Raw genomic sequence first — 25,400 nt, 5'->3', positions numbered from 1 at the left:
AATGCACTCAACCCTTTACTGCACCGGCCGTCATACCCGCTACGATATACTTCTGCGCAATCAGGTAAACAATCAAAATAGGGATTGCAGTAAGTACCATATCAGCAAACACATAATTCCAATTACTAAAATATTTTCCATAAAAATTATAAATAGTAAGTGGCATGGTATATTTTGACGGACTGTTTAAAAAATACAGCGGAAGCTGAAAATCATTCCACACATTCATTGCAAAAATAACACTGCTCGTGGCAATCACCGGTTTGAGCAATGGCATAATAATGGTGAAAAATAAACGCCAGATTCCACAGCCGTCTACATTTGCCGCCTCATCGATCTCTTTTGGTATTCCCGATATAAAACTGGTAAATAAAAATGTATTAAAAGGCAGATTAATTGACACGTATATGAGAATTATTCCTATAAAAGAACCTGATAAATGCAGAACATTCAGCATAAGATAAGTGGTTATAATCTGCATGGGGGCAATCATACCCAGAAAAAAATAATTATAGAGATTTTCTCCCCCTTTTGTCTTTTTTCTTGCAATTACAAAGGCTGCCATTGCTGCACAGCAAACACCGATTACAGTTGCACTTCCTGTAATAACCACACTGTTAAAAAATGATCCCAGAATTTTTCCTGTTTCAATTACAAATGCAAAGTTTTCAAAGTGCCACTCACTGGGCAGACTAATGGTAAACTGTGCTGCCTCCACCTGGTTCTTTACACTTCCGAAGAACATGATCAGAAGTGGAATTATAATGATCAGGCTAATTATGATTATCATAATTTCTAATATGGCTAATTTAAATTTTCCTTTTCTCTTTACCATTATGCTTCGATCTCCTTACTTCTTAAAAATTTGTTCAGCCCTATGGTGCACACGCAGACAATCACAGTTAATATCAGACTCATTGCACTTGATTTGCCCAGAAATCCCGCAGAATAGTTTTTGTAGACATATGTTGCCAGAACCTGCGTTGCAAATCCCGGTCCTCCATTTGTCAGAACATAGACATTGTCAAAAACTTTCAATCCGGCAATCAGACTGGATGTAATTACAACGGTAAAGGATGGAATCAGCAAGGGCAGCGTTACCCTGAAAAACTGCTTAAATCCGGTTGCTCCATCTATGGCTGCTGCTTCATAGTAGTCCGTCGGTATCCCCTGTAAACCTGCAATAAATATCATCATTGCAAATCCTGTGCCTTTCCAGATATCGGTCCAGATCACACACCACATAGCCGTTGCTTCATTTCCAAGCCATACAATATCGCCGCCATATCCAAAAAATCTCAGAATCTGATCAAACATACCATCGGCTTTAAAAAACGAAGTAAAGATAAGTCCCACTACCACACCGCTTAGTATACTTGGTATATAGAAAACGCTTCTTAACACGCTCCTTGTTTTAAGCGGCTTCACCAGCGCAACTGCCAAGAGCACAGCAAATATTACTTTTACAACTGTCGTGACAACTGCAAATAAAAAAGTATTTTTGATTGCCAGGAAGAAATACTTATCGTTAAAAATCTTTAAAAAATTATCGATACCATTAAAAGTAAAATTATATAAATCCCGGATGCTCCAATTGGTAAAGGCCGTAAACACCCCCAGTATAACCGGCACTGCAAACATCAAGGTATAGATTGCAATAGCCGGAAGAGCCAGCTTGAAACTGTAAATATCCATGGCTGCTTTCTTTTTTCTCTTCATTTTCATCCTCTTTTCCTGAAATCTCCTTAAATTTCCTGTTTTCCGGTATTAAAAAAAGTCCCTGATAGAAACAGAGACTTTTCTTATTGTAATCAACTATTGAAAAGCTTCTACACCTACATTTTTACCATATTCCTGCATTCCGCTGTCAAACTGTTCAATTGCTTCATCGATATCTCCGCCCTGGGCTACCTGGGTATATACCGGGAAGAATACATCGTTGTTTAAAGAACCGAATTTTCCGATCATATCAGCAATCTGCGGCAATACTTTATTAGAATCAAAATAATCTGCATAGACTTCTTTTAAGACAGAATTGATATTTACACTTTCCACATCTTTATAAGGAGAATTAAGCGGATTGGCACTCAGATAAATCTCCAGATATTCCGGTTGGGACAGGGTATTCAGCACCTCTAATGCAGTATCAATATTTTTGCTGTCTTTTGGAATTGCTTCACCAAATACATATTTAGAGGTCAAAAATTTATCTACATCATTGTAAGGAAGGGGAAACATCCCAATCTGGGCATCCGGCCATTTGGTCATGATGTCAGTAACTGCATATTCACCGGAAATAATCATTGCTGCCTCTTTATGCGCAACTTTTTCTTTGGAATCTTCAAAAGTTCCCACTGTATAATCTGTATTGGTATATCCATTGGTAAACCAATCCTGATAGCTTTGCAGCGCTTCTTTAAATTCCGGGATACCGGCAAATGACTGTTCATTGTTATATAACATATCATAGGTTTCAGATGCTTTGTCATTCAGCGCATTTGCAAGAAAAATCATAGGTGCAATTTGAATAGTCCAGTTGTCATTGCCGGATATGTAGATCGGAATCTGACCATTCGCCTTCAGCGTTTCACATACCTTTAAAAACTCATCATAAGTCTTCGGTACCTCAAGATTATTCTCTTTAAATACTTCCTTATTATAAATCACACCCATGACACCTGAAAATCCGGTTATGGGCATACCATAGATATGGCCATCTGTATAAGTGATCTCTGATTTATCAAATGCCAGCCGTTCTACCCAGGGCTGATCATCCATTGTGATAAAGTTTTTAGCTGCGTCATAAATGTAATAGTTTTCCGGTATGTTAAACTGCATAATATCCGGTACTTCGCCCGATGCCAGCTTTGTCTGAGTGAGATTTGTCCCCTGGGAATCGGGTGTTACCTGGAATTCTATCTCAATACCTTTCTCCTCTTTCATTTTATCTGCGATTTTTGTGAAGGCTGATTCAATATAGTTTGACTGGCCTACCATGTAGGTAACTTTCCGCGTCTCACCGGTGTCATCTGCCATACTGTTATCAGTTCCTGCATCCGCACTGCTTTCTGTATTAGAAGCGGTGCTGCTTTCCGTTGAGGAACCTTTTCCTTCGCCGCCTGATACACCACATCCTGCTAGCCCTGTTACCATTGCTGCCGCCAAAATAATACTCAATCCTTTTTTAACTGCTCTGTTCTTCATCGTATTTCCTCCCTGAATTATAATTTCTCAAGTTCGTTTGTCCCTTGACTTAGTATTATTATAGCTGAAGCACCTTCTAAACGAAATGTAATATCCGAAACACCGGATGGAAAATAATAAACAGTTTCAGACCATCACCATTATTTGTAATCGGAAGGCCACATATTTTCTTCTTTATAAAACACCTTTGAAAAATAATAGGGATCATTATAGCCCACTGCATCAGCAATATCTTTAATTAAGCGGTCAGGATTTTCCCGAATCAGGCTCTTGGCCTTATTGATACGCAGTTTGATCAGGTAATTCCCAGGAGTCATACGGAACTGGTTCTTAAAGATCTTGCTCAGATACGAAGACACAAAGCCGAATTCACGGGACAATATTTCATTTGTTACACTTTTCTCGAAATTCTCTTCCAGATAACTCTTTATCTTTAAAGCGAGGGGATGAACCGTCTGCGTCACATCCGGCAGCGTCAAAGATGTTCTGAGCATCTCCGTGATTTCCAGGTACAAATTCTCATAGCTCTCTGCATTAGACAGCATGAATTCAAAGTCAATATTCGTCATTTGCGCCAACGGAAACTTTTCACAATAATATGCCAGTATAATATTCAGATATTTCAAAATCCGCTTCTGGCTGAGGTTATTCTGATCGCAGAATTCCAACAGTTCCTTCAAACTGGCGTTTATTCCCTTGGAATCATTTGCAGAAATCTTTTTATATATCTTCTGCACAATGGCATTGATTTCATTATCCTTATAAACCACAACCTGATCCTCTAAGAAGATCATTGCTGACTTTCCAAAAATAAATCTGCTGTACAAGGTAACCTTTAATTCATTATACATAGGTCCCACAGATGTAATATCTATTGTCCGCCTGTGGGTCATCAAAGTAACCGGAAGATTTGTCTGCTCCTTAAGACGGTTATAGACATTCTTCATTATCATATTTTGCAGTGCCGGATCCGCTGCTTCCAGAATTAAAATACGCTCAACGCTGCTGTTTCCATTAAAAACCCAGCTGGTAGCCTCTGTACAGTCCATTTGAACCAAATCCCGTTCCAGGTCTATCTCATTCCACACCTTCACTCCCGGCAGCATACTGTCGTCCGGTGACATCGGATAAGCTCCAATACAAATCAGCGCCAACATGCAGTCTCCGTCTATGATATCCTGACGCCCCTTATTTTCCAGCGTGCTCTTAATCAGATTATTCTTTGATTCCTGTTTTTTCTGCAAAGAAATAATCCGTACCCTGTTCAGAATATCCGTGAGCATCTGCTTGGATATGGGTTTCAATAAATAGTCCAGTACCTGATAAGAAATAGCCTGCCGGGCATAATTGAAATCTTCAAATCCTGACAGTATAATGGTACATGGTTCGTATTGCCGGTCTTTCAATATCTGCAAAAATTCAAATCCATCCATAATGGGCATTTTAATATCGGTAAATACAACCTCCGGTAAATGCTTTTCATACAGATCTACAGCTTCCCTGCCATTTGCAGCTATGCCGGCCACCTCAAAATCCATGCCGCTTTTTACAATCAGCTTTGCTAACGCTTTCGCAATAAGCGGTTCATCCTCTGCGATTAATACCTTGATCAATTTAGATCCCCTCCAATTCTGATAACCAATCCACCCATATCATGATTTTGAATTCTGTAATAAACTTTCGGGTCAAGCATTTGAAACCTGACCATTGTATTCACAAGTCCCAGTCCTCCAATAGACAAACGTGACAGTTCAACCGGATTCTGGACCATCTGACTAATTCTGTCCTCAATCGCTGCGATCTCTTCCCTGGTCATCCCGCACCCATTGTCTTCGATCTCCACATACCATCCGCTCTCAGTGGCTGCCCCGCGAATTTTTATTTGCCAGGGAAATGGATTATTTGCAAATCCATGTTTAAAACAATTCTCCGCCAGCGGCTGTATGCTGATTTTAGGCACAAGAACATCTTCCAGCCGACCATCTGTCTCAATTTCATACTCCACTTTTCCATCATAACGCTCCCGCATCAGGCAGAGATAATCTTCCACATATTTAATTTCCCTGGGCAGCTTCGCCATACGTTCCTCATAAGAGGAGGAATATCTGATCATAGTCGATAATTTTTCACACAATACCGGAATCCTCTCATTGTCATCCTCGATCCCAACCGCACTGATAATGGCAAGTGTATTATAGAGAAAGTGAGGATTCATCTGTGCCTGAAGTGCCAGAAAATTAGATTTAATTTCATTTTCGATAGAACTGTTCAGGCGCTCAAACATCGCACGAAATGCCTTATTAATATTCTCTACCTCATCTATCTGGCTTTCATTATCAATCTGCAGGAACAAATTATTCAGACTTACCTCATTTACCGATTTATTTAGCAATTTCAAGGGCATCAAAAGTTTCTTAATTACAACAAATAGAAAAATTACATTTGCAGCCGTCAAAAGCACAATAAATCCCCACATAAACTTCGTAAATAAGCCCAGGGAACTCAGCAGACTCTTTTCGGACTGCATCACCACTGCCCGCCACCCAAAGTTTTCTCCTGTATTCCAGGTGATCAACTGCTGTTCCTTTCCCTCTGCCTCTTTTTGTTTCTCACTGATTCCCACCGTCTCCAGACTCAGATTCTTCAGTAGCTGCAGCTTTGTATCCGCTTTCGTCCCACTGGAATATATCAGTGCACCTTCACTGTCCAACAGGAACAGATTCATACTGCTGTTCTCCAATGCGAAAATCTTCTGTAATTCTTTTTTTGGTCTTTGTACTTCGATCAGTCCATAATTACGGCCATTTGTCGTACTTTTTAAGTTTCGGTATACAGAAACCGTCTCCTCTTCACTGTTTCTCCAGTAATCATCATGAATGGAAACCAGCCGCTTACTGTGTTTCGTCTGATCAATTTTTTCAATTATGCTATTTACCGGAATCTGTTTCAGACTCTCTTTCACCTTGTTATTATCTTCATTCAAGACTCCGTAGCTTAAATAATCCATATTATCATTATAAACGCAGATCTTCTCCACCACATCACCTGGTCCGTTTATCTTCATTAACACGGACTGCAGTTTTGCCTTTAAAACAGGGTTGGCATCAAAATAGTTATTCTGTGCATTTTTATCCGTATTCTGAAAGCTCTCAAGGATAATTGAGTTTCCCATAACCTGCAGTGCGATCTTGTCCATATTATCCAGAAAAGTATCTACCTGATCTGTGATCTGTCTGGTAACCTCTTTCTGGTTATCTATGGCATTTTCCCGCGTACTTTTTCTGACATACTGATATAAGACTACGATCATGACAGAGATCACAATAAGAATTGCCAGATACGTATAAATCACCGTTTTTTCCAATTTATTTTTTAGCACGTTTGAATTCCTCTTTCGTTGGTATATTGTACAAAAGCATAAGACCCGTTACTCGTCAGAGCATATATTTAGCAGTCTCACATTGCGACCAAAAAAGATGAAGAACAAATAAGCTCTTCATCTAATCATTTTCATTCAGCTGATATATCTTATTCCGCCCAATCTCTTTGATTGATTTGCAAATTCATATCGAATCCTGCTATCCTGAAGAAAATTATAACATACAATACATATTGATACAAAAGGAAATCTTTATCTGCAATGACATTATTTCTTTTGCTCACTTATTCTTTTATCATATTTGATAATCGATTTACTTTATGATATATTAATATAAGGATAGAAATTTCTTATTTTCTTTCTTAAATAATTAAAAGAGAGGTATGATTTATGTCTTCGACAATTCATGATGTTGCGACGTTAGCTGGCTTATCACTCGGCACAGTTTCTAAATATATTAATGGCGTTCCCGTTAAAGAGGCGAACCGGGTTCGCATAGAAAATGCAATAAAACAATTAAACTACCGTCCTAATAACATAGCTAAGGGCCTTAGAACCAGCAAATCTTTTGCCGTAGCCGTTCTATGTCCAATGCTCTCCAGCATTTATTGTGCAACAATTATCGCTTCTATTGAAAAATATCTCCTTCCCAGAGGTTATTGTGTAATTGTAAGTGAATGCCACGATGATGCTGATATGGAACTTAAAAAAACGGCCTTTCTCTTAGACCGCATGGTGGATGGCATAATACTGCTTCCATTCTCCACAGATGGAAAGCAAATTGATATGATTCAGCAAGATAAAATTCCACTTGTGTTAATTGACCAGCTCATACCAACTCATCCAACAGACTGCGTTGTATTAGATAACGAATTGTCTACGTTTAAACCTGTGGAAACTTTGATTAAAATGGGGCATACAGAAATTGCTATACTTACCGGTGATCCACATTTATATACAGCAATGGGACGTATTAACGGATATAAGAATGCAATGAATAAATATCATCTCCCGATTCATGACTACTATATCAAAAATGGACATTATACTATGTCAGGCGGCTATGAAGCCATCATGGATCTGTATCAGGGAAGCCATCTCCCATCAGCAATATTAATCAGTAACTATGATATGACTATCGGAGGGTTTCTGGCCATCAATTATCTGAAATTAAAAGTCCCGGATGATGTATCTATTATTGGATATGACAATCTTCCTATCTCCCAGGTTGTTACGCCTCCGTTATCCCTCATTGAACAACCTATGGATAAAATGGGCTATCACGCTGCCAAACTTCTATATGCCCGTATGAAAGGTGATTATACGGATTATCCTAAGGTACTTGTGCACAATGCAACATTTACCGTTAAAGAAAGTGTAAAAAATTTAAATGGGAACGTTGTCAGGTAATTCACTTAATTATGGCAACGCCCCATTATAAATATAAAACGAAAAAGCAGATTCCGAAGAACCCGCCATTTAAAACATAACATATAGAGTATTATTTTCTCGTTATCGTGTATCTTGCTCCTTTTTTTGTAGGAAATTCGATTATACAGGAGGAAATATAAGTAACCTGAAGCTCATCTTCTGCTTCTGTCTCTGCCTTAATTGGTTCCCGATATCTGACCCTTGCCTTTTCTCCCAGATTAGAAACAATAAATGCTTCTGCTAAGTTTCCTTCTTTCCATCTTATAGAAACCTCAAATCCTCCTTCTGCCAATATTCCTTCCATGCTGCCCTCTGTCCAGTTTTTTGGTAAAGCGGGCAATAATTCAATTTCATCCAGATAACTCTGAACAAACATTGCAGCAACTCCGGCTGCGCTTCCTAAATTACCGTCGATTTGAAACACTTCTCTTTCTCCATCATTCTCTCCCAAAGGAGGATGCAAATCAAATAAATTATCATACGTTGATTTTTGTAATAAACATTTCAGATAGTAAAAAGCATGCTCTCCATCCTGAAGTCTGGCAAATAAATTAATGAGCCATGCACAGCTCCACCCAATATGTCCACCACCGGATTTTAATCTTCGCTCAATTAATTTTTGACATGCAATTACCAGCTCTTTGTTATCCCTTTTATTAATTACCCTACCCGGATGGAATCCCACCAGCGGCGAAAAGTGGCGATGACCAGAATCCTTTTCCTGGAATTCCGATATCCATTCCAGAAGCTGTCCATCTTTTCCTGTTTTGTATTCCGGAAGTTTTGCTAATTTAGTTTTTATTTCGTCATAGAAACTATCCCGTTCGCCTAAAACTTCGTATGTCTTTAATAAATTCATAAATAGTTCTTTCATTAATGAAATATCCATTGTAGTTGAATTGCTTACCGCACACTCTGTTCCATTTTTATCATAAAATGTGTTTTCCGGAGAAGTGGACGGCGCCGTATGTAAGTATCCATCACGCCCTTCTATTAACCAGTCTGCACAAAACCGGGCTGCACCAAGCATAACCGGCCATAGCTCATGTCTAAGAAAGTCTGTATCCTTTGTGAATCGGTAGTAATCATAAATCTGATTGGTCAGCCATACACCGCCCATTGGCCAGAACGCATATTTTGCCAGCCCGCCTACAGGGGAAGTTTGTCTCCAGATATCTATATTGTGATTCGCCAGCCACCCCTTGCAGTGAAGCTGGGATTTAGCGGATTTCTGGCCTTCTATGCTCAATTCTTTCACCATTTTCATCAGTGGTTCATGGCATTCAAGCAGATTACATGGCCCAATCATCCAGTAATTCATCTGCGTATTGATATTTATTGTCCAGTTACAGCTCCATACCGGACGCACACTATCGCTCCATATCCCCTGCAGATTAGCAGGCTGTGAGCCTGTTCTGGAACTTGCTATCATCAGATATCTGGAATAATGAAAGTACAGGCAAAATAACCCGTTGTCTTCCTCACCACTTTTCAGCCGCTCTAACCTTTCTGATGTTGACAGCTCATCTCTGCTTTCATTGAGTGTAAAATACATTTTATGAAACAATTTCTGATAATCCGAAGTATGCCTGTCCAAGAGCTGTTGATCAGTGTACTGACGTAACCCGAATAATTGTTTTGCACAATCTTTCTGCAGTACCTCTTCCCTTTGTTCTATTTTCTCAAAATAACTTTTATATCCACAGGCTGCGGCAAGAAGCATTGTTATTTCTGTGGCTCCTTTTATTTTGATCTTACCGTCTTTTATATAAGACGAGCCGCCCCCGGTACAAATTTCCATCCGACAGATTGCTTTCATTCCCGGTTTATCTTCATCATAGCGGATTGGCTGGTCACATTCTATATAATTTGGTACCACATGTGATGGTGCCTGCTCTGATAAAATCATTGTATTCGCATCTGGAACTGTAACCTGATGTTGTAACGGACTGTCCAGCCATAGAGTCATATCTATCCTGGAAACCGGATCCACTTTTATTTTAATCATAATCACATTATCTTCGTAAGATGCCAGAACCTGGCTTGTGACGTTTGCATTATTTATTTTGTAGGAAACGGTGTGTACTGCCCTTTCAAGATCCAAACACCTTTTATAATCGGTAATGCAATCGCTGTCTGTATGATCCAATTCATAATGCAGTATTCCTAATGGCATATAGGACTCATTATAATCACCCAGTAAGCTGCTTTCTGTCAGCTCTTCTGCCTCTTTATACTGTTCATTTAGCGTAAGGGTCTGTATCTTACGAATTGTTTCTTCCGGAATTTCCCTTTCATCGCCGCGCTTACAGCCAGACCAGAAAGTATCCAGATTCAGTAAGATTTTTTCCCGGGGTATCCCGCCAAACACCATTGCTCCCAGGCGTCCATTTCCTATGGGTAAAGCTTCACTAAACGAGCGGGCAGGACTTTTATACCATAATTCTGTATTCATTGGAACTATCTCCTATTCTTTTACTGCGCCGGAAGTAACTCCATTTACAATATATTTTTGTGCAAATATAAAAAGTATAATTGTTGGAACTGATATTAAAACCAGCGCCGCATTATAGCGCCCCAGATTTTGGGCAGACATACCATATGCACCCTTAAAAGCATTTACAGCCACCGTAGTTGTATACTTATTGTCCTGTGTCAGGAACATCAGAGGGAACAGAAAATCCTGGAATGACCACATAATCTGAAGAACAGCCAGATTAATTACCGCAGGCTTAGCCAATGGAAAATATATGGCAAAAAAAGTTTTCTTAATTGAAGCCCCATCTACATTAGCTGATTCCATTAATTCTCCCGGCAATCCATCAAAAAAATTCTTCATCATCAGAACACCAAATGGTATGGTAATCAACGTCTCTGACAAAAATACTGCTACATGCGAATTATATAAATGAGCTGTTTTATATATGTAAAATAAAGGAATAATCAAAATGGGACCTGAAATTGCCAGGCACATAATAACCATATTAAAAATCAATTTACTGCCTGTAAAATTAATTTTAGAAAATGCAAAACCTGAAAGAGAACAAATAAATACCAGTAAAACGCTTGCACAAACTGCATTGATGATAGAATTTACAAAATATTTGTAGAATGAAACCCCGTTGACCTTATTGGTAAGTACATAAATATAATTTTGAAAACCATTTACCTTCATCGAATCTTTTAGTAAAGAATAAATTGGAACAGCCCATATAAGTACCATAACAATTAAAAACACTACCATTACCGCTTTATTTCCTTTTGAAATAGAAAATAAATCTTGTTCCAATTCTGTTTGTTTTTTCTTTTTCTTACCCATAACCCACTACTCCTTTCCACTGGTTAATTTCAACTGTATAAATGATATCAGAAAAGCAAGTAAAAGCACCACTAATGCAGCGGCACAAACCATTCCGATATTGGATCCTGCCGATCGGGAGGCTCGATAGATATAGGTACCTATAATCTCTGTAATACCGCCTGGTCCACCGTCTGTCATCAGGAAAACTCTTTCCATTTCACGAAAACCTGATAATAGCATAGATAAGATAATCGTCTTGTGTGTATTCTTAAGCATTGGATAGATTACCATAAACAACTGATGTCTCATCTTTGCACCATCCACTGTTGCCGCTTCTAATACACTGGTACTTATCGTAGTCAGGTCCGCTGTATAATACATAATCGGAATCCCGATCAAAAATATAGACATTGTACATACGGAGAACATCGCAAGAGTAGGATCTGCCAGCCAGCGCTGGGCAAGGCTGTCTAATCCAATGATTCGTAAGATCTGATTCACCATTCCATTTTTATATTCCAGAATAGAACTGAAAACCGCTGCCATTAAAGCAATCGGGAGCATCGACGGAATAAAAAAAAGTGCATGGAAAAATCTTTTTCCCCTGATTCTAAAGTTTAGAATAATTGCAATAAAAAATCCGATTGTTAAACCACATAATATATTGGCTGCTGCTAAAATAAATGTATTGATTAATGCTCTTCCAAAAGAGGCATCTTTTAGAAGGATCTTAAAATTCTCCAGTCCTACAAACTCTGGGTTTTTAAAGGAAATCGTTACATTGTATAAGCAATTTTTAAATAAGAAATAAAAACTATACCCCAACAGTCCCACAAATATGATAATGAGTGGTAATAAAAATAAAAAACCGGCCATATTATTTCTTTTATTTATACCGCTGCTGTTCTTCTTTTTTGCGATTTCTTTCATGATTTCTATCTGCCTCCATATCTATAAAAGCCGGCGGACCATTACGCCTGCCGGCTTAATTTCTTTTATAGACCACCAGTTACTACACTAGAGCGTGTTTTAAAATTGCTTTCTGGCAGCTGTGCGTCACAGTTTGTGGGAGATTTGTCCCGGATGAAGGGCACATAGCGGGCTACGTAACCTGAATTCGGGGCAAATATGCCGCAAAGTGGGGCGTGCAGATGGCAGGAATGAATTTTCAAACACGCTCTAGTACTTTCCACTCGTCCATTCTGTCTGTAGTGATTTCACAACATCTTCCGCCGTTTTTGTTCCATTAATTACACTCTGCACTTCAGCACCCTCGATATCCGAATATCCGGAAACGTTGTTTCTGTCTGCCGTAGCATTTCCAATTAAATCACAAACGGTTTCCCATCCTGCTTTTTCTTCCTGGCTTGTGAAAAGTGAATCATCTGTCTTACATTCTTTCTTGCCGGAAGGTCCCAGCAACTGGTTGCTCAATATATCCGCACCTTCGCCAACTGTCATGAAAGCAACGAACTTAGCCGCTGCATCCTTTTTAGCAGAGTCCTCAACGATTCCGATACAGCAATCAAGATACCCTCTGACTGTTGCTTTTCCTCCAGCTTCAACTACCGGAAGTGCCATTGCACCAACGTTGCTAAGCCCGATTCCATTTTGTTCTCTGAGCTTTGGAGATAAAAGAGGGGATTCCCAGGATCCCATGAAGTATACCAGTGCATCTCCATTAGAAAACTCTTCTGATGCGCTTGCATAATCTAAATCCATAATATCCTGTGTAAAGATTCCCTCATCAAAAAATTTCTTAAGTCCGTTCAATGCACTGATATATTCCGGACTGTCTATCTCTGCACCATTATATCTCCACTGATTGTATGTATCTCCCTGTTGCCCAAGAACGGTCAGCATCATTTCATCACATATCCATGCTTCTTTACCTGCAAATACACCAGCATACTTTTCCGGATATTTTTCATGAAGCTTTTCGGCTACTGCCTTATATTCTTCCAGCGTAGCAGGAACTTCACAGCCAATTTCCTTTAACAGATCTGCATTGTAGTATCCTATCATAGAACCGCTGTTTACCAATACCAGCATTTTAGTTTGTTCATTTGTTAATGAATTTGCCTGCTTTAAAGCTGACTCTGAATAATTGTTTTTCCAGTCTGCTCCGGCAGCCGTTTCCATTAACGGCTCCAGATCAGCCAGATAATCCTGTACCTGTTCTGCAAACGCAGAAGGCTGTACCCCGATAACATCAATTTCCTCTCCTGTGCTTAGTGCCAGGGGCACCTTCTCCTGAAATGCCTTACTCTCCATAACGGTCATATTTACCTTTATACCGGGATTAGCTGCTTCAAATGCACTGATCGCTTCAGCTGCCTGATCATTACTTGGAAACCATGTCCAATACTCCAGGGTTACCTCTTCACCATCCGCTGCCGCAGCCTGGGTTGAATCTGCGTCTGCCGCCTGAGTTTCTGATTGTTTTGCGTCATCTTTTGCGTCTGTTGTGGTTTTCTGGGAATCTGAGGAACCACATCCGCTTAATAATCCTATTGTTAATGCTGCTGCCGCTAAATAACCCATTGCTCTTTTTTGTTTCATATTCTTCCTCCTTGAATTAAACGTGTACGTTGAATGAATCATTAGTGAACCGTTTCATTTTTTTTAAAATATATAATGCAGTCTCTCACTGCATATCATAAATCCCAAATATGAACCGTTTCATTTTTGTTGCTAAAATATAAGGAGTATTAATGACTCCTGACTTACTGCACTGCTTTTCATTCAACATCTTGTTCTTTATGTTAATTACTATATCATGATATTTTTAATTCGTCAACTACTTTTTTGTTTATTTTGTATGTTTTTATCATATTTTCTGCTAACACCTAGGCATAATAACTCATTGTATAGAAATCAGAGCTTCCGCTGAAATAAATTTCTTTCAGCGGAAACTGTGATTTTAGCTATCAAATTAGCACTAAATACTATTTTTTGCTATTTAATCTTCACCGACTTCACTTTACTATAGGACCCATAAATTTTTTCGTTCTTTACAGAACGGCAGCTTCGGATTTTAACATAATACTTTCTGCCTTTTTTCAGCTTTTTGATCTTCTTGATCGTTGTACTGTTTTTTGAAATAGTTACATTTTTCTTTCCCTTTTTAAATTTGCCGTCTAATGCATAAGTAATCTGATATCCGCTTGCCTTTGTATCTTTTTTCCATCTTACCGTAAGCATTGAATTTCCAGATGCCTGCAGAGAAGTAACTGCTGCTTTTTTCGGTTTAACCCGAATTGTTACAGCTGTATTTGTTTCCTTATAATTGGATGTCTCCTTTGCAGTAATGCGTATCACTGTTTTTCCACAGCCTCTGATTGTTACTTTTCCCTTTTGATTAACATCGGCTACCCGCTTATTGGAGGATCTATAGCTTAGAGCTCCGTTTCCTTTTGTCCTCCGGGCAGACATGGAAAATTTACCATTGCCAAATGTCTTATTAAAGACCGGGGGAACCTTGATTATCTGAGGTGCCTTTTTAATCTGAAAGTTCTTTATAATACTTCCGCTGTAGTTACCCTTGAAAGTAATAATTATTCTGCCTGTACCAAAATTTTTATTATCTGCATACTGCACTGTATAATCTTTACCTAAAACATATCCCTTTACGGTAAGGTTTTTCTGTTCTATTGCCTGACCGGTATATTCCGCATCAGCCACTCCCTGGATATCAGCTGCCATTACCTTTTTCGCCTCTACGTTTACAGGCAGTATTTGTCTTACCGACTTTTTGTCTGCATCCCATCCGGTTATCGATTCCCAGTCATGATTACCGGTATTTTGCGGTGTATAATATGCCGCATATCCTTTATTCGAAACTTCCGGTGTAATAAGGGAATTTTCCCAACTCCATCCTTCCTGAAGTCCGATTTTGCCTAATTTCTGTTCTGCGTCATAGATTACATTTATCTGATTTGGTATCTCAAAATCAGGCTTTTCCTTATTACCTTCTATGACACCTGTTCCTTTCAGGGTACCTCCAATTGCCTTTCCATAATTTTGAACATTACCATTGTTAATAAATGTTCCTGTATTTTCTGCTTCTCCTTTGATTGTAAAGATACCATTATTTATAATTGTTCCCTCATTGTAAAGGGTTACGCCTTCTGCGATTGATACCGATACTTTTTCGCCGACCTGGAAATTAATGTTTGTACCAAATAGGATAGTCTCCTCAATAGAAAATTCCTCAACTCCATTGCACAGTCTTAAAGTCACCTGTCCTGGAAACTGCTCCGCCCAGACAAGAGCGTCGCCCAGACTTCTAAAATCTTCTGATTCTCCATTTTCATTCACAGCGGTAAGCAGTATTTTTTCAAAATGGGCAATAAATTCCTTATCCTGAGTTACGCTGACTTCAAATTCAGGTTCTGCACTTACGATTTCACCTTCACATGTCCAGTTGGTAAACCAATACCCCTCCAGCGGAACTGCTTTTATGAGCACGATAGAATCTTTTTCATATATGCCCCCACCGCTGACATGTCCCATGGTCTCATCTTCAGAACTGACACTTAAATTAAATTTTTCAACCGGCTCCTGCCCTTTTGGAATAAAATGAGCAATATATCCGCTTTCTCCATCCACAGTAAAGGCATAGTCTGATTCTTCACTTACAATGATTCCGTCTTTTACCCAGTGGGAAAACAGATATCCTTCCAGTGGATCTGCGCTTATGGTAATCATCGTTCCTGATTCAAAAGTTCCTCCCCCTCGAACTGTTCCCATGGCTTCATCATTAGACGATACCTTTATCTCGTATAATGCTTTTTCAAACATAGCCATATATTCTGCATCTTCAGTAACGGTAATCTCATAATCTGATTCTGTACTTACAACTTCACCATTTTTACTCCAATTCACAAACTGGAATCCTTCCAGTGCCCTGGCACTTAAGGTGATGGTTTCTCCCTGTTCATACTGACCGTCTCCGCTGACTGTTCCCATTGCACCATCATTTGGAGAAACGCCAATCTTGTATAAGGGAGCTTCTTTTGAGCGGTCAATGACAACCAGCGCATCCAGTGGAACACGATATTGGCCGGCAGTCGGAGTAGGCACAATATCAATCGTATGGGTTCCTGTCTCTAATCCGTCTATTGCATAGAATACATAATGATACATATTTGCCGTTCCATTCTTGTTGGAAACACTATAATTTCCCCGATAAATATGATCAATATAAATATCTGCCGATCCGCCTGAACCAGTGCCGGATTCCGTGATTACCTGAATGCCGCTCCCCTGGAATTCATAGCTTGCATAACTTGTTGAATCCGCAATGGAAGCATTCCATTTATGCTCTGTCATGCCATAGCGGCTGTACTTGGAACCAGCTTTCCATTCAGACCAGGTATTTGCTGAAACATTTGGAGAATACACAATCCCTTCATCAAAATCATCTGTCAGACTAACTGTTTCTCTATCTGCTATGCGTATTGTTTTTGTTAGGATATCGAGTCCTTTATCTTTTGGCTCAGCTGTAATTGTAATTGTTCCTTTTGCATCGGAGCTTAAGCTCAGTATTGCATTTTCTGTAATATTCGTAGCGGAGCCATTTTCTTGTGGAACCTGATCTTTGCACCCGGCATCATACTTTTCACCCACATCTCCTGAAACGGACCATTCATACTCCGATACGTCTGCACCCGGAATGTGAAAAGCAGCCTGGGCATATGGATATAGATAGTCCAGTATACCATTGATGAGCCGGATTTCCCTTTCTTCACTGTCGCCTGTTTTCTCTGCAAAATATGCTGTGTAAGTTTTCTGCGCATTCTCGGTACCTACCACTGTAAGGATATCTTTTGTTCTTGGAATTATGGAACTCTCTCCGGTGAGCTCATCTAAAACTGACCAATATAAAAATTGATAGCCCTCATTCGGAACAGCTGTAAAACTGGCTGTTTCGCCACCATTTACCTGTGCCGGTCCCTCTGCAGCTCCACCGTCTTGAGGCTCTGCCTTTAATGTAATGCTTTCCGGCTGTCCCACTGGCTCATCGTCAGATTTATTTGTAATGATAAAACCATCCAGAGATAATCGATATTGATTTTTGGCTGCTGCCGGCATTACATCGATTGTGTGCTGTTTCTTTTCAAGTCCTTCTATTGCGAAAAGCACATAGTGATACATATTTGCCGTCCCATTCTTAGTAGTGACATCGTATTTTCCATAATAAATATTATCTATGAATATATCAGCAGCTCCGCCTAGATTTGTTCCTGACTCAGCAATGACCTGTATTCCTGTGCCGCTAAACTCCATATGTGCATAACTGTTTTCATCAGATGCCGCACTGTTCCACTTATGTTCTGTATTCCCGTATCGATTGTAAACCGTACCACCTTTCCATCCTGCCCAGGTTGTTGCAGAAACAGATGGTGCATATTCTATTTTACCGTCATAATCATCTGCCAGCTTCACCTTTTCAGATTTTTCTATACGGATATCTTTAGTCAGAACCTCCAGACCTGCGTCATCCGCTATCGGCGTTGCCGTTACTGTAACAATTCCTTCGGCATCGGAGCTTAAGCTTAAAATTCCAGTATCGGTAATATTGGTAGGCATTCCGGCTGCTCTGGGATCCAGATTGAGGCCGCCTGCATCCTGGGCTAATCCTATATCTCCGGTTACAGACCAATTATATGCATTTGCATCTCCGTTTTTTACCATCAGGGCAACCTGTGCATATGGGTATAAGTAATCAAAATTTCCATTAACAGATTGGATCTCCTTTTCACCATTGTCTTCCTGCAATGGTAGGAAATTAGCAATATATGTTTTTTCCCCATCCGGAGTTCCTGTTACTTTTATTTCACTCTTACCTCGCAGAATATCTGATGTTTTGTTATTTTTCTCATCCGTAACAGTCCAATACGCAAATTGATAACCTTCATTTGCAAATGCTGTAATAGTTGCTGTTTTTCCTGCCAGGATTTCTTTCGGACCTGTTACCTTCCCCGAATCTTCCGGTAACGCTTTTAAATAAATTTTTTCATTTTCCCTTTGACCAATAACCTTATAGAATGCTTTAATTTCATTGTCGTATTTGCCCACATGTCCTTTAACAACAATCAAATCTCCTGCCTTATATTTATCAGCACTCACCAGGTAATCGGATTTTTCCCACCACAGGAATGAGAACGGGTCTTTGAAAGATTTTTGATCACCACAGTCATATACCATTGATTCATATGTCATTCTGGGAAGATCAATTTTCTCGCCCAGGGCAATCTCAATCGGTTGATTCTCAGACCCAATATGATAGGCACTCAGCTTCTGGGGTACCGGTTTCACTTTTACATCTGCCTTTGCAGTCAAAGCAGTATCCTTTACCTTTCCATAAACCATTTCTTTTCCATAATTCCAGTCATACATTGGTGCAATGGCATTTGCAAAACTGTCTTTATTCATTTCATCCCAAATGACATCAACCATATCTTTGGAGCCATCACTGTAAACCGCTGTAATTTTTTCAGGCAGCCGGGGAACTGTTTTTCGATCAGTTGTAACATATGTGGTTTCCAATGCCACAATTTTTTTACCTTCTTTTACATTTTGAATCGTTACTTCTAATGATGCGCAAGTAGACGAGCCATCGTTTGCCTCAGCCGTAACCGTAACGGTACCTTTCCTTAGGGGTATAAATTGTCCCTCATTTGTAATAGCCGCTATCGTATTATCTGACACAGACCAGGTAATATGGCTGTCTACAGCATCACCATTCACTTCTGCTGTAAATACCGCTTCACTGTCTCCCTCGCTAACCGTATCTGGTCCGTTTATACGGATGGCATTTACCGGTCCTGTCGTCAGCTTATCTTTATGAAGCACACTGACCCAGGCGTTATCAAAATATGCACTGGTTCCATTGCTCAGCGAAAAACCAGCCTGTCCTTCAGAAAAAGATGCATCCATTGCTTCTAATACAGGTACATCATCGAATGACAGCTTCATAAATTCATCGATAACCGTTAGATTAAAGGCATACCAGGTCTGATCCTCCATCGTTACTGTAACGGTATCTCCAAATCCTTCCCAGTTTCCTTTCACTTTTTTCATAAACTGCAATGCTGCAGATGTTCCATTTCTTTTGATTGACAGCTTATACATATTGTTGTCATCAACTGCTCTAAATATAATACCTGCCTCATTATTATTTCCCGAATCAAATTTAACAAGCGTATTGTAAAGATAATCCGACCATTCCTTTTCTCCGGAATAAGAATAGTTTTCAGTATTTTCTTCAGCCTTTCCATAATATATGCCGTTATCTCCATTTGCCCATATATCAGGATTATTTATAACTTTCCAGGTTCCTCCGTTATTTATCCAATTATCTGCATACCGAAAATTTGTATCTGCCTGTCTTTCCGGGAAAAGAACTGCCCCCTCCCCCTTCCAGTCAGCTGCTGATTCGTCCGTTTCAAAATCACAAATATAATCCTTTTCTTTATCTGATATATCCTTTATCACCACATTGTCAATATAAATAAAATCATTCAGTGCACCTGTTCCCTGCTCTTTCATTGCTGCACCTATCTGACTGCCTGTTTCCTTCCCTGCATTATGCTCTGTTCTTAAGCCATAGTATCCTTCTTTTACGGAAAGCCCGGAATAACTGAGAACAGCATCTCCATATTCTTCTGCATTCCGTTTTTTCAGATATACCTTAACATCTGCTCCATTTACATCGATTTTTATTGTATACCATGTATTCTTATCCAATGCCGGATTCGCAGATGCCTTGCAGGAGGTTCCATCCAGTATTGCAACAGACTGATTATTTGTCCCTGCATTGGTAGGCGACAGGCATAGGGGATTTACCGTAACATAATACCCAAGCTTGCGTATCATATCGGCGCGGAAAGCAAAGCTGACAGGTGTACCCGCTGCAGTGTTAAAATCTGCTTCATATGTGCCGTCTGTATATGTATTTTTCGTCATATACATGGGTATATCACTCCAAAACGGTGCCACATACGGCAAGATCTTCATCACTCCATTTTCCTTCTTTCCAGTCTTGTTATAGGTCTGATACCCATTGGCAGCAACTGGATTTGCTTCATATATATCTTCTTTTGTTACCGTCCAATGCTCAGAATCTATAAAATAATCCTGGTCTTCCTCTTTTGTCCCATAAGTAAAGTCCTGTAAATAGGAATCCGTAAGCATTTGATTATATGCCTTAATGTATCTGAGATTTAACGCCGCACCACCAGTTTTTTCAATTCTGATTGAATGATATGTATTGCTCAAACCTGTTTTACAAAATACAGCCCCTGCCTCTGCCTGCTCTGCAGTTATAGAACCCCATAAAACTTCATCAATATAAATATCTCCGCTGACAGCCTGCCCGTCTCCCATACATGTAATAGACGTTCCAAAGAATTTTGCTGTTGTGCTGCTGCCTTCTTCCTTTATATACTCGCTGCTTACCCGGGTCCACCTATCGGGGGCTGGGTTCAGAATGATATTCACAGGTCCATTATGACGGACTGTAATTGTATATTCTTTACTGGCCTGATTCCAGGATTCTTCATAGTTATAATGATTCCTGTCATATCCCGCAATAACCATTTGGGGCTTCTCATCTAAATTGGTGTGAATCACCATCTTTGTCTCTCTTAATTCCAGGTCAGAAGGATTGATACAATATTTAAATTCATTATAGTAATCCAAAATATCCAGGACCCTCTTTCCCCCGTCATTGGCAACCAGATCACCATCTGCCCCCCGATTGGTTCTGTAGTTATTCAGGTCAATTACCAGTTCATCCCCATTATCCGTAAGTGTCGCTGCTGAATGCGTTGACAAATCCAGGAAATCAATTTTTTTATAGCTTCCTCCTTCATTTAAAGGAATATAAGCACTTTGCACCCTGTCCTCATTTACATTGTTGTTGTATACCTGCCAGCTGTTTTGATTTTTATTTACTGTCGCATCTCCTGTATTAACAGCAGCATACTTTTCGTTAAAGAAATCAATTTTATCCTGAACGCTTTTAAAATTCTGATTATAATACTGATAATCTATAATTGTCATTCCGGAATCTTTAAATGCCTGTAAAGTTGTCGCCGGCGTGTGGATCGGAATCTGAGGGATGATACCGTATCGTCCGCTTGTCCGAAAAAAATATCTCAGGTTTCGGTTCCCCGTGCTGTTATAAATATCAATGCCTCCATCATATAATCCCTCAAAAAATGTAGTGGATTCACCGTCCTGACCTACATTCAGCATGCCGGATCCAGCATAATTCCCCCTGCTCCCACAGGTTGCCAGGATACCTGTCTGTGTGCTGTCTTCATAAAAACCGACTTTAGACTTTAAAATACATTCTTCTTTTGTGGGAATCTGAACCGTATTAATGATTGTACGCATTGCCGGCACCATTGCATTCCAGAACAATGGAGAATACATACTGTTTACAGTCGGTATATCCATCTGATTTTCATACTGAAAAACTGTGGCACCATTTAAAGCATTTTCAATCATGTTCGTGGCATATGCGGATTCCGGGAATGCTCTTGTCCCATAATCTGAATAATTGGTGGCAAAGGTTTTCTCACCCCCTGTGGTTGCTCCCTGATACCAGTTGTATGCATCCACATAAGTGCCAAATCCTGCTGACATATCTGCAAGCCACATGCCATATGCCTCCGAAAAATTATAATCATAATTACAATGCACATTCTTAGGCGTGTAGATAAAGTAATCATGATACTGCCTCAAGATATCCCCTTTCGTTTTATCTGCAACGACTGCATTATAAAATTGGTTTATCGTCTCTTGATTTGCATGTATATGATACCCCCCATACTGTGCCGCCAGTTTTACCAGACCCGGAACTGCTGCTGTAACATCTGCATCCGTCTGTTCTGAACTTGTTGTCCCAATAAAGTTATCGTAACTCTGATACAATGATTCTATCCATCCAAAAGTATCTGCCTGACTCCCTGACATAGCCTGGCTTCTGTTACCGCCATAGATCAGCATCATGGGAATTCCCAGAGACTGTCCCTGCTCCAGGTTATCCTCAACCCATTTTCTTGCATCTTCTGTTGTATTCCACTTATTATATACAGATCCAAAATGCAGTGTCAGTACACAATAAGGTCTGATATCTTCGGGTATGGTTTCCCACATCTGCTTAATATCCTGCCCTCTGTAATTAATATCCCTTAAAAAATCAGAATCATTTTCCGTATTATGCCCCATTACCATAGTAAATGTAAGAACCGGATGTTCATTATCTATTATTCTGCGAAAGCCATTCTGGGCAAAGTCCGTATTCATTTTGGAAATCCTGGCTGTCTTCTGTCCGGCGGCCTCCGCAATGAAGCTCTGTCCTCCCGCAATACCTATAAACATAAATACTATCATTAAAAAAGCAATAAATCGTTTTCCATTCTTTTTCATGTTTACACCCCAGATATCTCCACAGTAATCTGTGGTATATCTTTCCTTTCTCCTAAACTTAAAAGTCCCTGATCCCAATATAATCCTATTTTTTTAAGACCCTACCCTCCTTTAATGATAAATGTGAACCGTTTCATTTTTTTCTAAAATAAAAAAAGCGTTTTACAAGGTATCAAATATGAACCGTTTCATTTTTCTTAATATATCATATATTCTTATTATCGTCAATGTTTTTTTGTAATTTCTGTATATTAATTTTTGAATAAATACTTATTTATAATTAATTTTGTACATACATTTTCATGTATTGGGTTTTTATAACATGATATCTCCGTCATTATTTTGTAAAAGTAACATATTGTGTCTTTTGATTATTTATTAGAATGGAGTTGTTTGAAGCTATTTTTTAACTTCTGAAGATTTTGCAGGAAAGTCTGAATATGGGGGCTGTAAAATAAGCCCCATTTTCCTGTTTGGAGAGTTTTTTTACAGCCCCTTTATCTTTTAATCCTCTGCAAGACTGTTGAAGATCGGAAGCTTCCACTTAACATCATTATGGGTCATCCCATCCGACCTGTAAATTTTATACCCACAAAACAATTTTCTTAACATCTCTTCATTTATTCCATATTCATTGCAATGAGTAACCGCCAATGACTTTTTAACCGGGAATCCTTTACTGTCATTTTCTATCCGCTCTTTCAAATCAACCAGATCCAATGTCCCGTAACGTATGGTATCCTGGTATGAATTTGGTATATTTGTTAAGTCTGTAATCTGGGAATTAATCTCCTTTTTTGCACACTCTGTATCAAACCTGCCTGCTCCATGCCTTGTCATATACGTTCTCGTTACATAACATACCTCCACATCAGCATTTCTTTTTGCGATAATATCCATAGGATTTTTGATACCTGTACTGCTGGGTGTTAAATGCGGGGCATATTCCAGATTATTCTGATCCAGCAATAACCCTTGCGCCCCCTCAAAGATCACATAATCATAAAGATCCAGGATGCTGTCACCGGCAGATGAAATACTCTTCTTCATCTTCAGAAAATCATCTATAAAATTCTCAATAATACATTCTTTGTATTCCAGAATTTTATTCCATTTATCTGGAACAGTATCCACTCCTAATTGTTTTAATCTTACCGGAAAATATTCTGAGACGATACGGTTTAAAATACTTCCCAATTGCTGCCTTGATAAATTGGAAAACCCGGATATGGTGCTCTCTATCCTGTACTCTTCATTTCTCACTTTCGTTTCAAATATGCCCAAGCCACAGCTTCCATGCTTTGATTTTCCTCTGTATTCTTCTGCAATCTGATTTATCATCATATCAAACGGTGTTGTAATAAGCGCCTGATCGTAAACAAAAATTTGGGGTTCGATATTTTTACTTTTTAGTTCCGCCAGTTCTTTGTTATAAGTAATTGGATTTACTATAAACCGTGCGGATAAATAAGTATCTGCCCCGCACACAGCCCCGGAACCGAAATGATGAAAGACATGTCTTAACCCGGATGGAGAAACGACTGTATGGCCTTTCTGGGAGCCGCCATTATGGCAGATTACAAGACACGATTGATTCTTATCTTTTGCTTCTTTTGCAAAATAGTCTGTCATAAGGCCTTTACCCTCGTCTCCAAAATTTGCTCCTACAACTATTTTTACAGTTTTCATACAATCATCTCTCCTATCCTCTTAAAATTCAATCAGATCATTATTATCATTTATAACAGCCAGACCGCTGATTGCCCGGCTTACAACTAGCGCCGTTTCATCCTCCCAGGAATCTTCCACTTCTTTTACATCTTTTCCTGCCGCTATTTCCAAAATAGAAACAATAATTTCCGGTATTTTGGAGCAGTCAGATACGGCAATTGCTCTCTGCCCTAAGAGATTCGTCCATTTCGCTGCAACATCATCCCTGCCTATTCTCATGCCGGAACCCTCTTCAATCATCAGGTGATAGATTTCGTACTGCCTGGAAACTTCAGTTAGTAATTCATCTGCCGTTAAATCAGCCTGAATATCATCACCTGTAAATTTTTTAATAGCATTCTTTGATATGATATTTAAGAATGGTTCATCCCCCATTGTAAATAAAAAACCTTTCCTTCCATGTTTTTCATATGAATCAATTTTTGTATGTCTTGCAGCGAAATACCAGGGTAGTGTGTAAGATTCTCCATTGTTACCCCCGCCGCCTCTTTCAAAATAAATATTATTTAACTGTTCTGCAATCCGGATATCGGATTCGAACTGGGTTACCTGTAATGGATGACGATCACACTCCACATCCCCAAATGCCATGACCATTACCTGAGGGTCTTTAACTGGTTCTCTATCATAAATTTCATTAATCAGCGTATGTAGTTTTTTCGAAATAATTTCCAAAACACTGCTCATAGATCCCGTTACATCAAGACCTAAAATAATTGGTGTAGAATCAGGGTGTTCTTCTGAATCACAGGATTCTCTATAGGTTATGCCAACAGGTTCAAATTCTTTTTTAACAGAGATTGATTTATACATGTCACTTGCCGACGAGTCTGCCGTGTATCCTCTGCTTGCTGTATATCTAATCCAATCTTTACTTGTAAATGTTCCACATCCCATATCCATTCTCCT

At 39.3% G+C, this 25,400-nt stretch carries 13 protein-coding genes and 2 pseudogenes; 2 read left to right on the top strand and 13 right to left on the bottom strand.

Translation table 11 applies throughout. The annotated features are described in order from the left end of the window. Positions 1 to 7 precede the first annotated feature (7 nt). The 5 genes from QR40_RS08485 to QR40_RS08465 form a co-directional block, all read right to left on the bottom strand. Positions 8 to 835: a carbohydrate ABC transporter permease gene (locus tag QR40_RS08485; protein ID WP_027292125.1), complete on the bottom strand. Its 828-nt coding sequence runs from the start codon at positions 833 to 835 to the stop codon at positions 8 to 10. Further along, positions 835 to 1,719, bottom strand: coding sequence for a carbohydrate ABC transporter permease (locus tag QR40_RS08480; RefSeq protein ID WP_027292126.1), 885 nt, complete (start codon positions 1,717 to 1,719; stop codon positions 835 to 837). The genes QR40_RS08485 and QR40_RS08480 overlap by 1 nt, the downstream gene beginning before the upstream one ends. Before the next feature lie 96 nt (positions 1,720 to 1,815). Then, positions 1,816 to 3,204, bottom strand: coding sequence for an ABC transporter substrate-binding protein (locus QR40_RS29655; RefSeq protein WP_052430753.1), 1,389 nt, complete (start codon positions 3,202 to 3,204; stop codon positions 1,816 to 1,818). Positions 3,205 to 3,344: 140 nt separating this feature from the next. Further along, the gene (locus QR40_RS08470; RefSeq protein WP_044294326.1) at positions 3,345 to 4,817 is read right to left on the bottom strand and encodes a response regulator transcription factor; all 1,473 of its coding nucleotides are present in this window, start codon (positions 4,815 to 4,817) and stop codon (positions 3,345 to 3,347) included. Continuing rightward, the gene (locus QR40_RS08465; RefSeq protein ID WP_044294324.1) at positions 4,814 to 6,583 is read right to left on the bottom strand and encodes a sensor histidine kinase; all 1,770 of its coding nucleotides are present in this window, start codon (positions 6,581 to 6,583) and stop codon (positions 4,814 to 4,816) included. Before QR40_RS08465 ends, QR40_RS08470 begins: the two co-directional genes overlap by 4 nt. 390 nt (positions 6,584 to 6,973) lie before the next feature. Between QR40_RS08465 and QR40_RS08460 the strand changes: the two genes are divergently transcribed. Beyond that, the gene (locus QR40_RS08460; RefSeq protein WP_027292130.1) at positions 6,974 to 7,993 is read left to right on the top strand and encodes a LacI family DNA-binding transcriptional regulator; all 1,020 of its coding nucleotides are present in this window, start codon (positions 6,974 to 6,976) and stop codon (positions 7,991 to 7,993) included. A 91-nt stretch (positions 7,994 to 8,084) separates the two neighbouring features. Here the strand turns inward: QR40_RS08460 and QR40_RS08455 are convergent, their stop codons facing one another. From QR40_RS08455 to QR40_RS33565, 4 genes and pseudogenes are all read right to left on the bottom strand, one after another. After that, on the bottom strand, positions 8,085 to 10,469 hold the full coding sequence (locus tag QR40_RS08455; protein WP_052430752.1) for a glycoside hydrolase family 95 protein: 2,385 nt from the start codon (positions 10,467 to 10,469) through the stop codon (positions 8,085 to 8,087). A 12-nt stretch (positions 10,470 to 10,481) separates the two neighbouring features. Continuing rightward, complete coding sequence (locus QR40_RS08450; RefSeq protein WP_027292132.1) at positions 10,482 to 11,333, bottom strand: carbohydrate ABC transporter permease; 852 nt, start codon at positions 11,331 to 11,333, stop codon at positions 10,482 to 10,484. A 6-nt stretch (positions 11,334 to 11,339) separates the two neighbouring features. Further along, positions 11,340 to 12,245 carry a carbohydrate ABC transporter permease gene (locus tag QR40_RS08445; protein WP_052377613.1) on the bottom strand — a complete coding sequence of 302 codons (906 nt, stop codon included), beginning with the start codon at positions 12,243 to 12,245 and terminating at the stop codon, positions 11,340 to 11,342. 65 nt (positions 12,246 to 12,310) lie between these two features. Next, a pseudogene (locus tag QR40_RS33565) lies at positions 12,311 to 12,427 on the bottom strand (DUF6783 domain-containing protein); the annotation flags it as partial. Here QR40_RS33565 and QR40_RS33560 point away from each other — a divergent pair. Beyond that, positions 12,404 to 12,565 (top strand): annotated as a pseudogene (locus QR40_RS33560) (DUF6783 domain-containing protein); the annotation flags it as partial. The pseudogenes QR40_RS33565 and QR40_RS33560 overlap by 24 nt on opposite strands. On the opposite strand, the gene QR40_RS08440 reads toward QR40_RS33560, so the two are convergent. The 4 genes from QR40_RS08440 to QR40_RS08425 form a co-directional block, all read right to left on the bottom strand. Continuing rightward, the gene (locus QR40_RS08440; RefSeq protein ID WP_027292134.1) at positions 12,495 to 13,877 is read right to left on the bottom strand and encodes an ABC transporter substrate-binding protein; all 1,383 of its coding nucleotides are present in this window, start codon (positions 13,875 to 13,877) and stop codon (positions 12,495 to 12,497) included. The pseudogene QR40_RS33560 and the gene QR40_RS08440 sit on opposite strands and share 71 nt — an antisense overlap. 396 nt (positions 13,878 to 14,273) lie before the next feature. Continuing rightward, positions 14,274 to 22,760, bottom strand: a complete 8,487-nt coding sequence (locus QR40_RS08435; RefSeq protein ID WP_152614180.1) for an InlB B-repeat-containing protein — start codon at positions 22,758 to 22,760, stop codon at positions 14,274 to 14,276. 504 nt (positions 22,761 to 23,264) lie between these two features. After that, positions 23,265 to 24,449, bottom strand: coding sequence for an adenylosuccinate synthetase (locus QR40_RS08430; RefSeq protein ID WP_052430751.1), 1,185 nt, complete (start codon positions 24,447 to 24,449; stop codon positions 23,265 to 23,267). A 21-nt stretch (positions 24,450 to 24,470) separates the two neighbouring features. Continuing rightward, the gene (locus QR40_RS08425) at positions 24,471 to 25,388 is read right to left on the bottom strand and encodes a hypothetical protein (RefSeq protein ID WP_044294445.1); all 918 of its coding nucleotides are present in this window, start codon (positions 25,386 to 25,388) and stop codon (positions 24,471 to 24,473) included. Positions 25,389 to 25,400 lie beyond the last annotated feature (12 nt).

Origin of the sequence: Robinsoniella peoriensis, assembly GCF_000797495.1 — a bacterium.
Lineage (GTDB): Bacteria > Bacillota > Clostridia > Lachnospirales > Lachnospiraceae > Robinsoniella > Robinsoniella peoriensis.
Note: the sequence above shows the minus strand (reverse complement) of the source record. Positions and strands in the feature narration are given on the sequence as shown.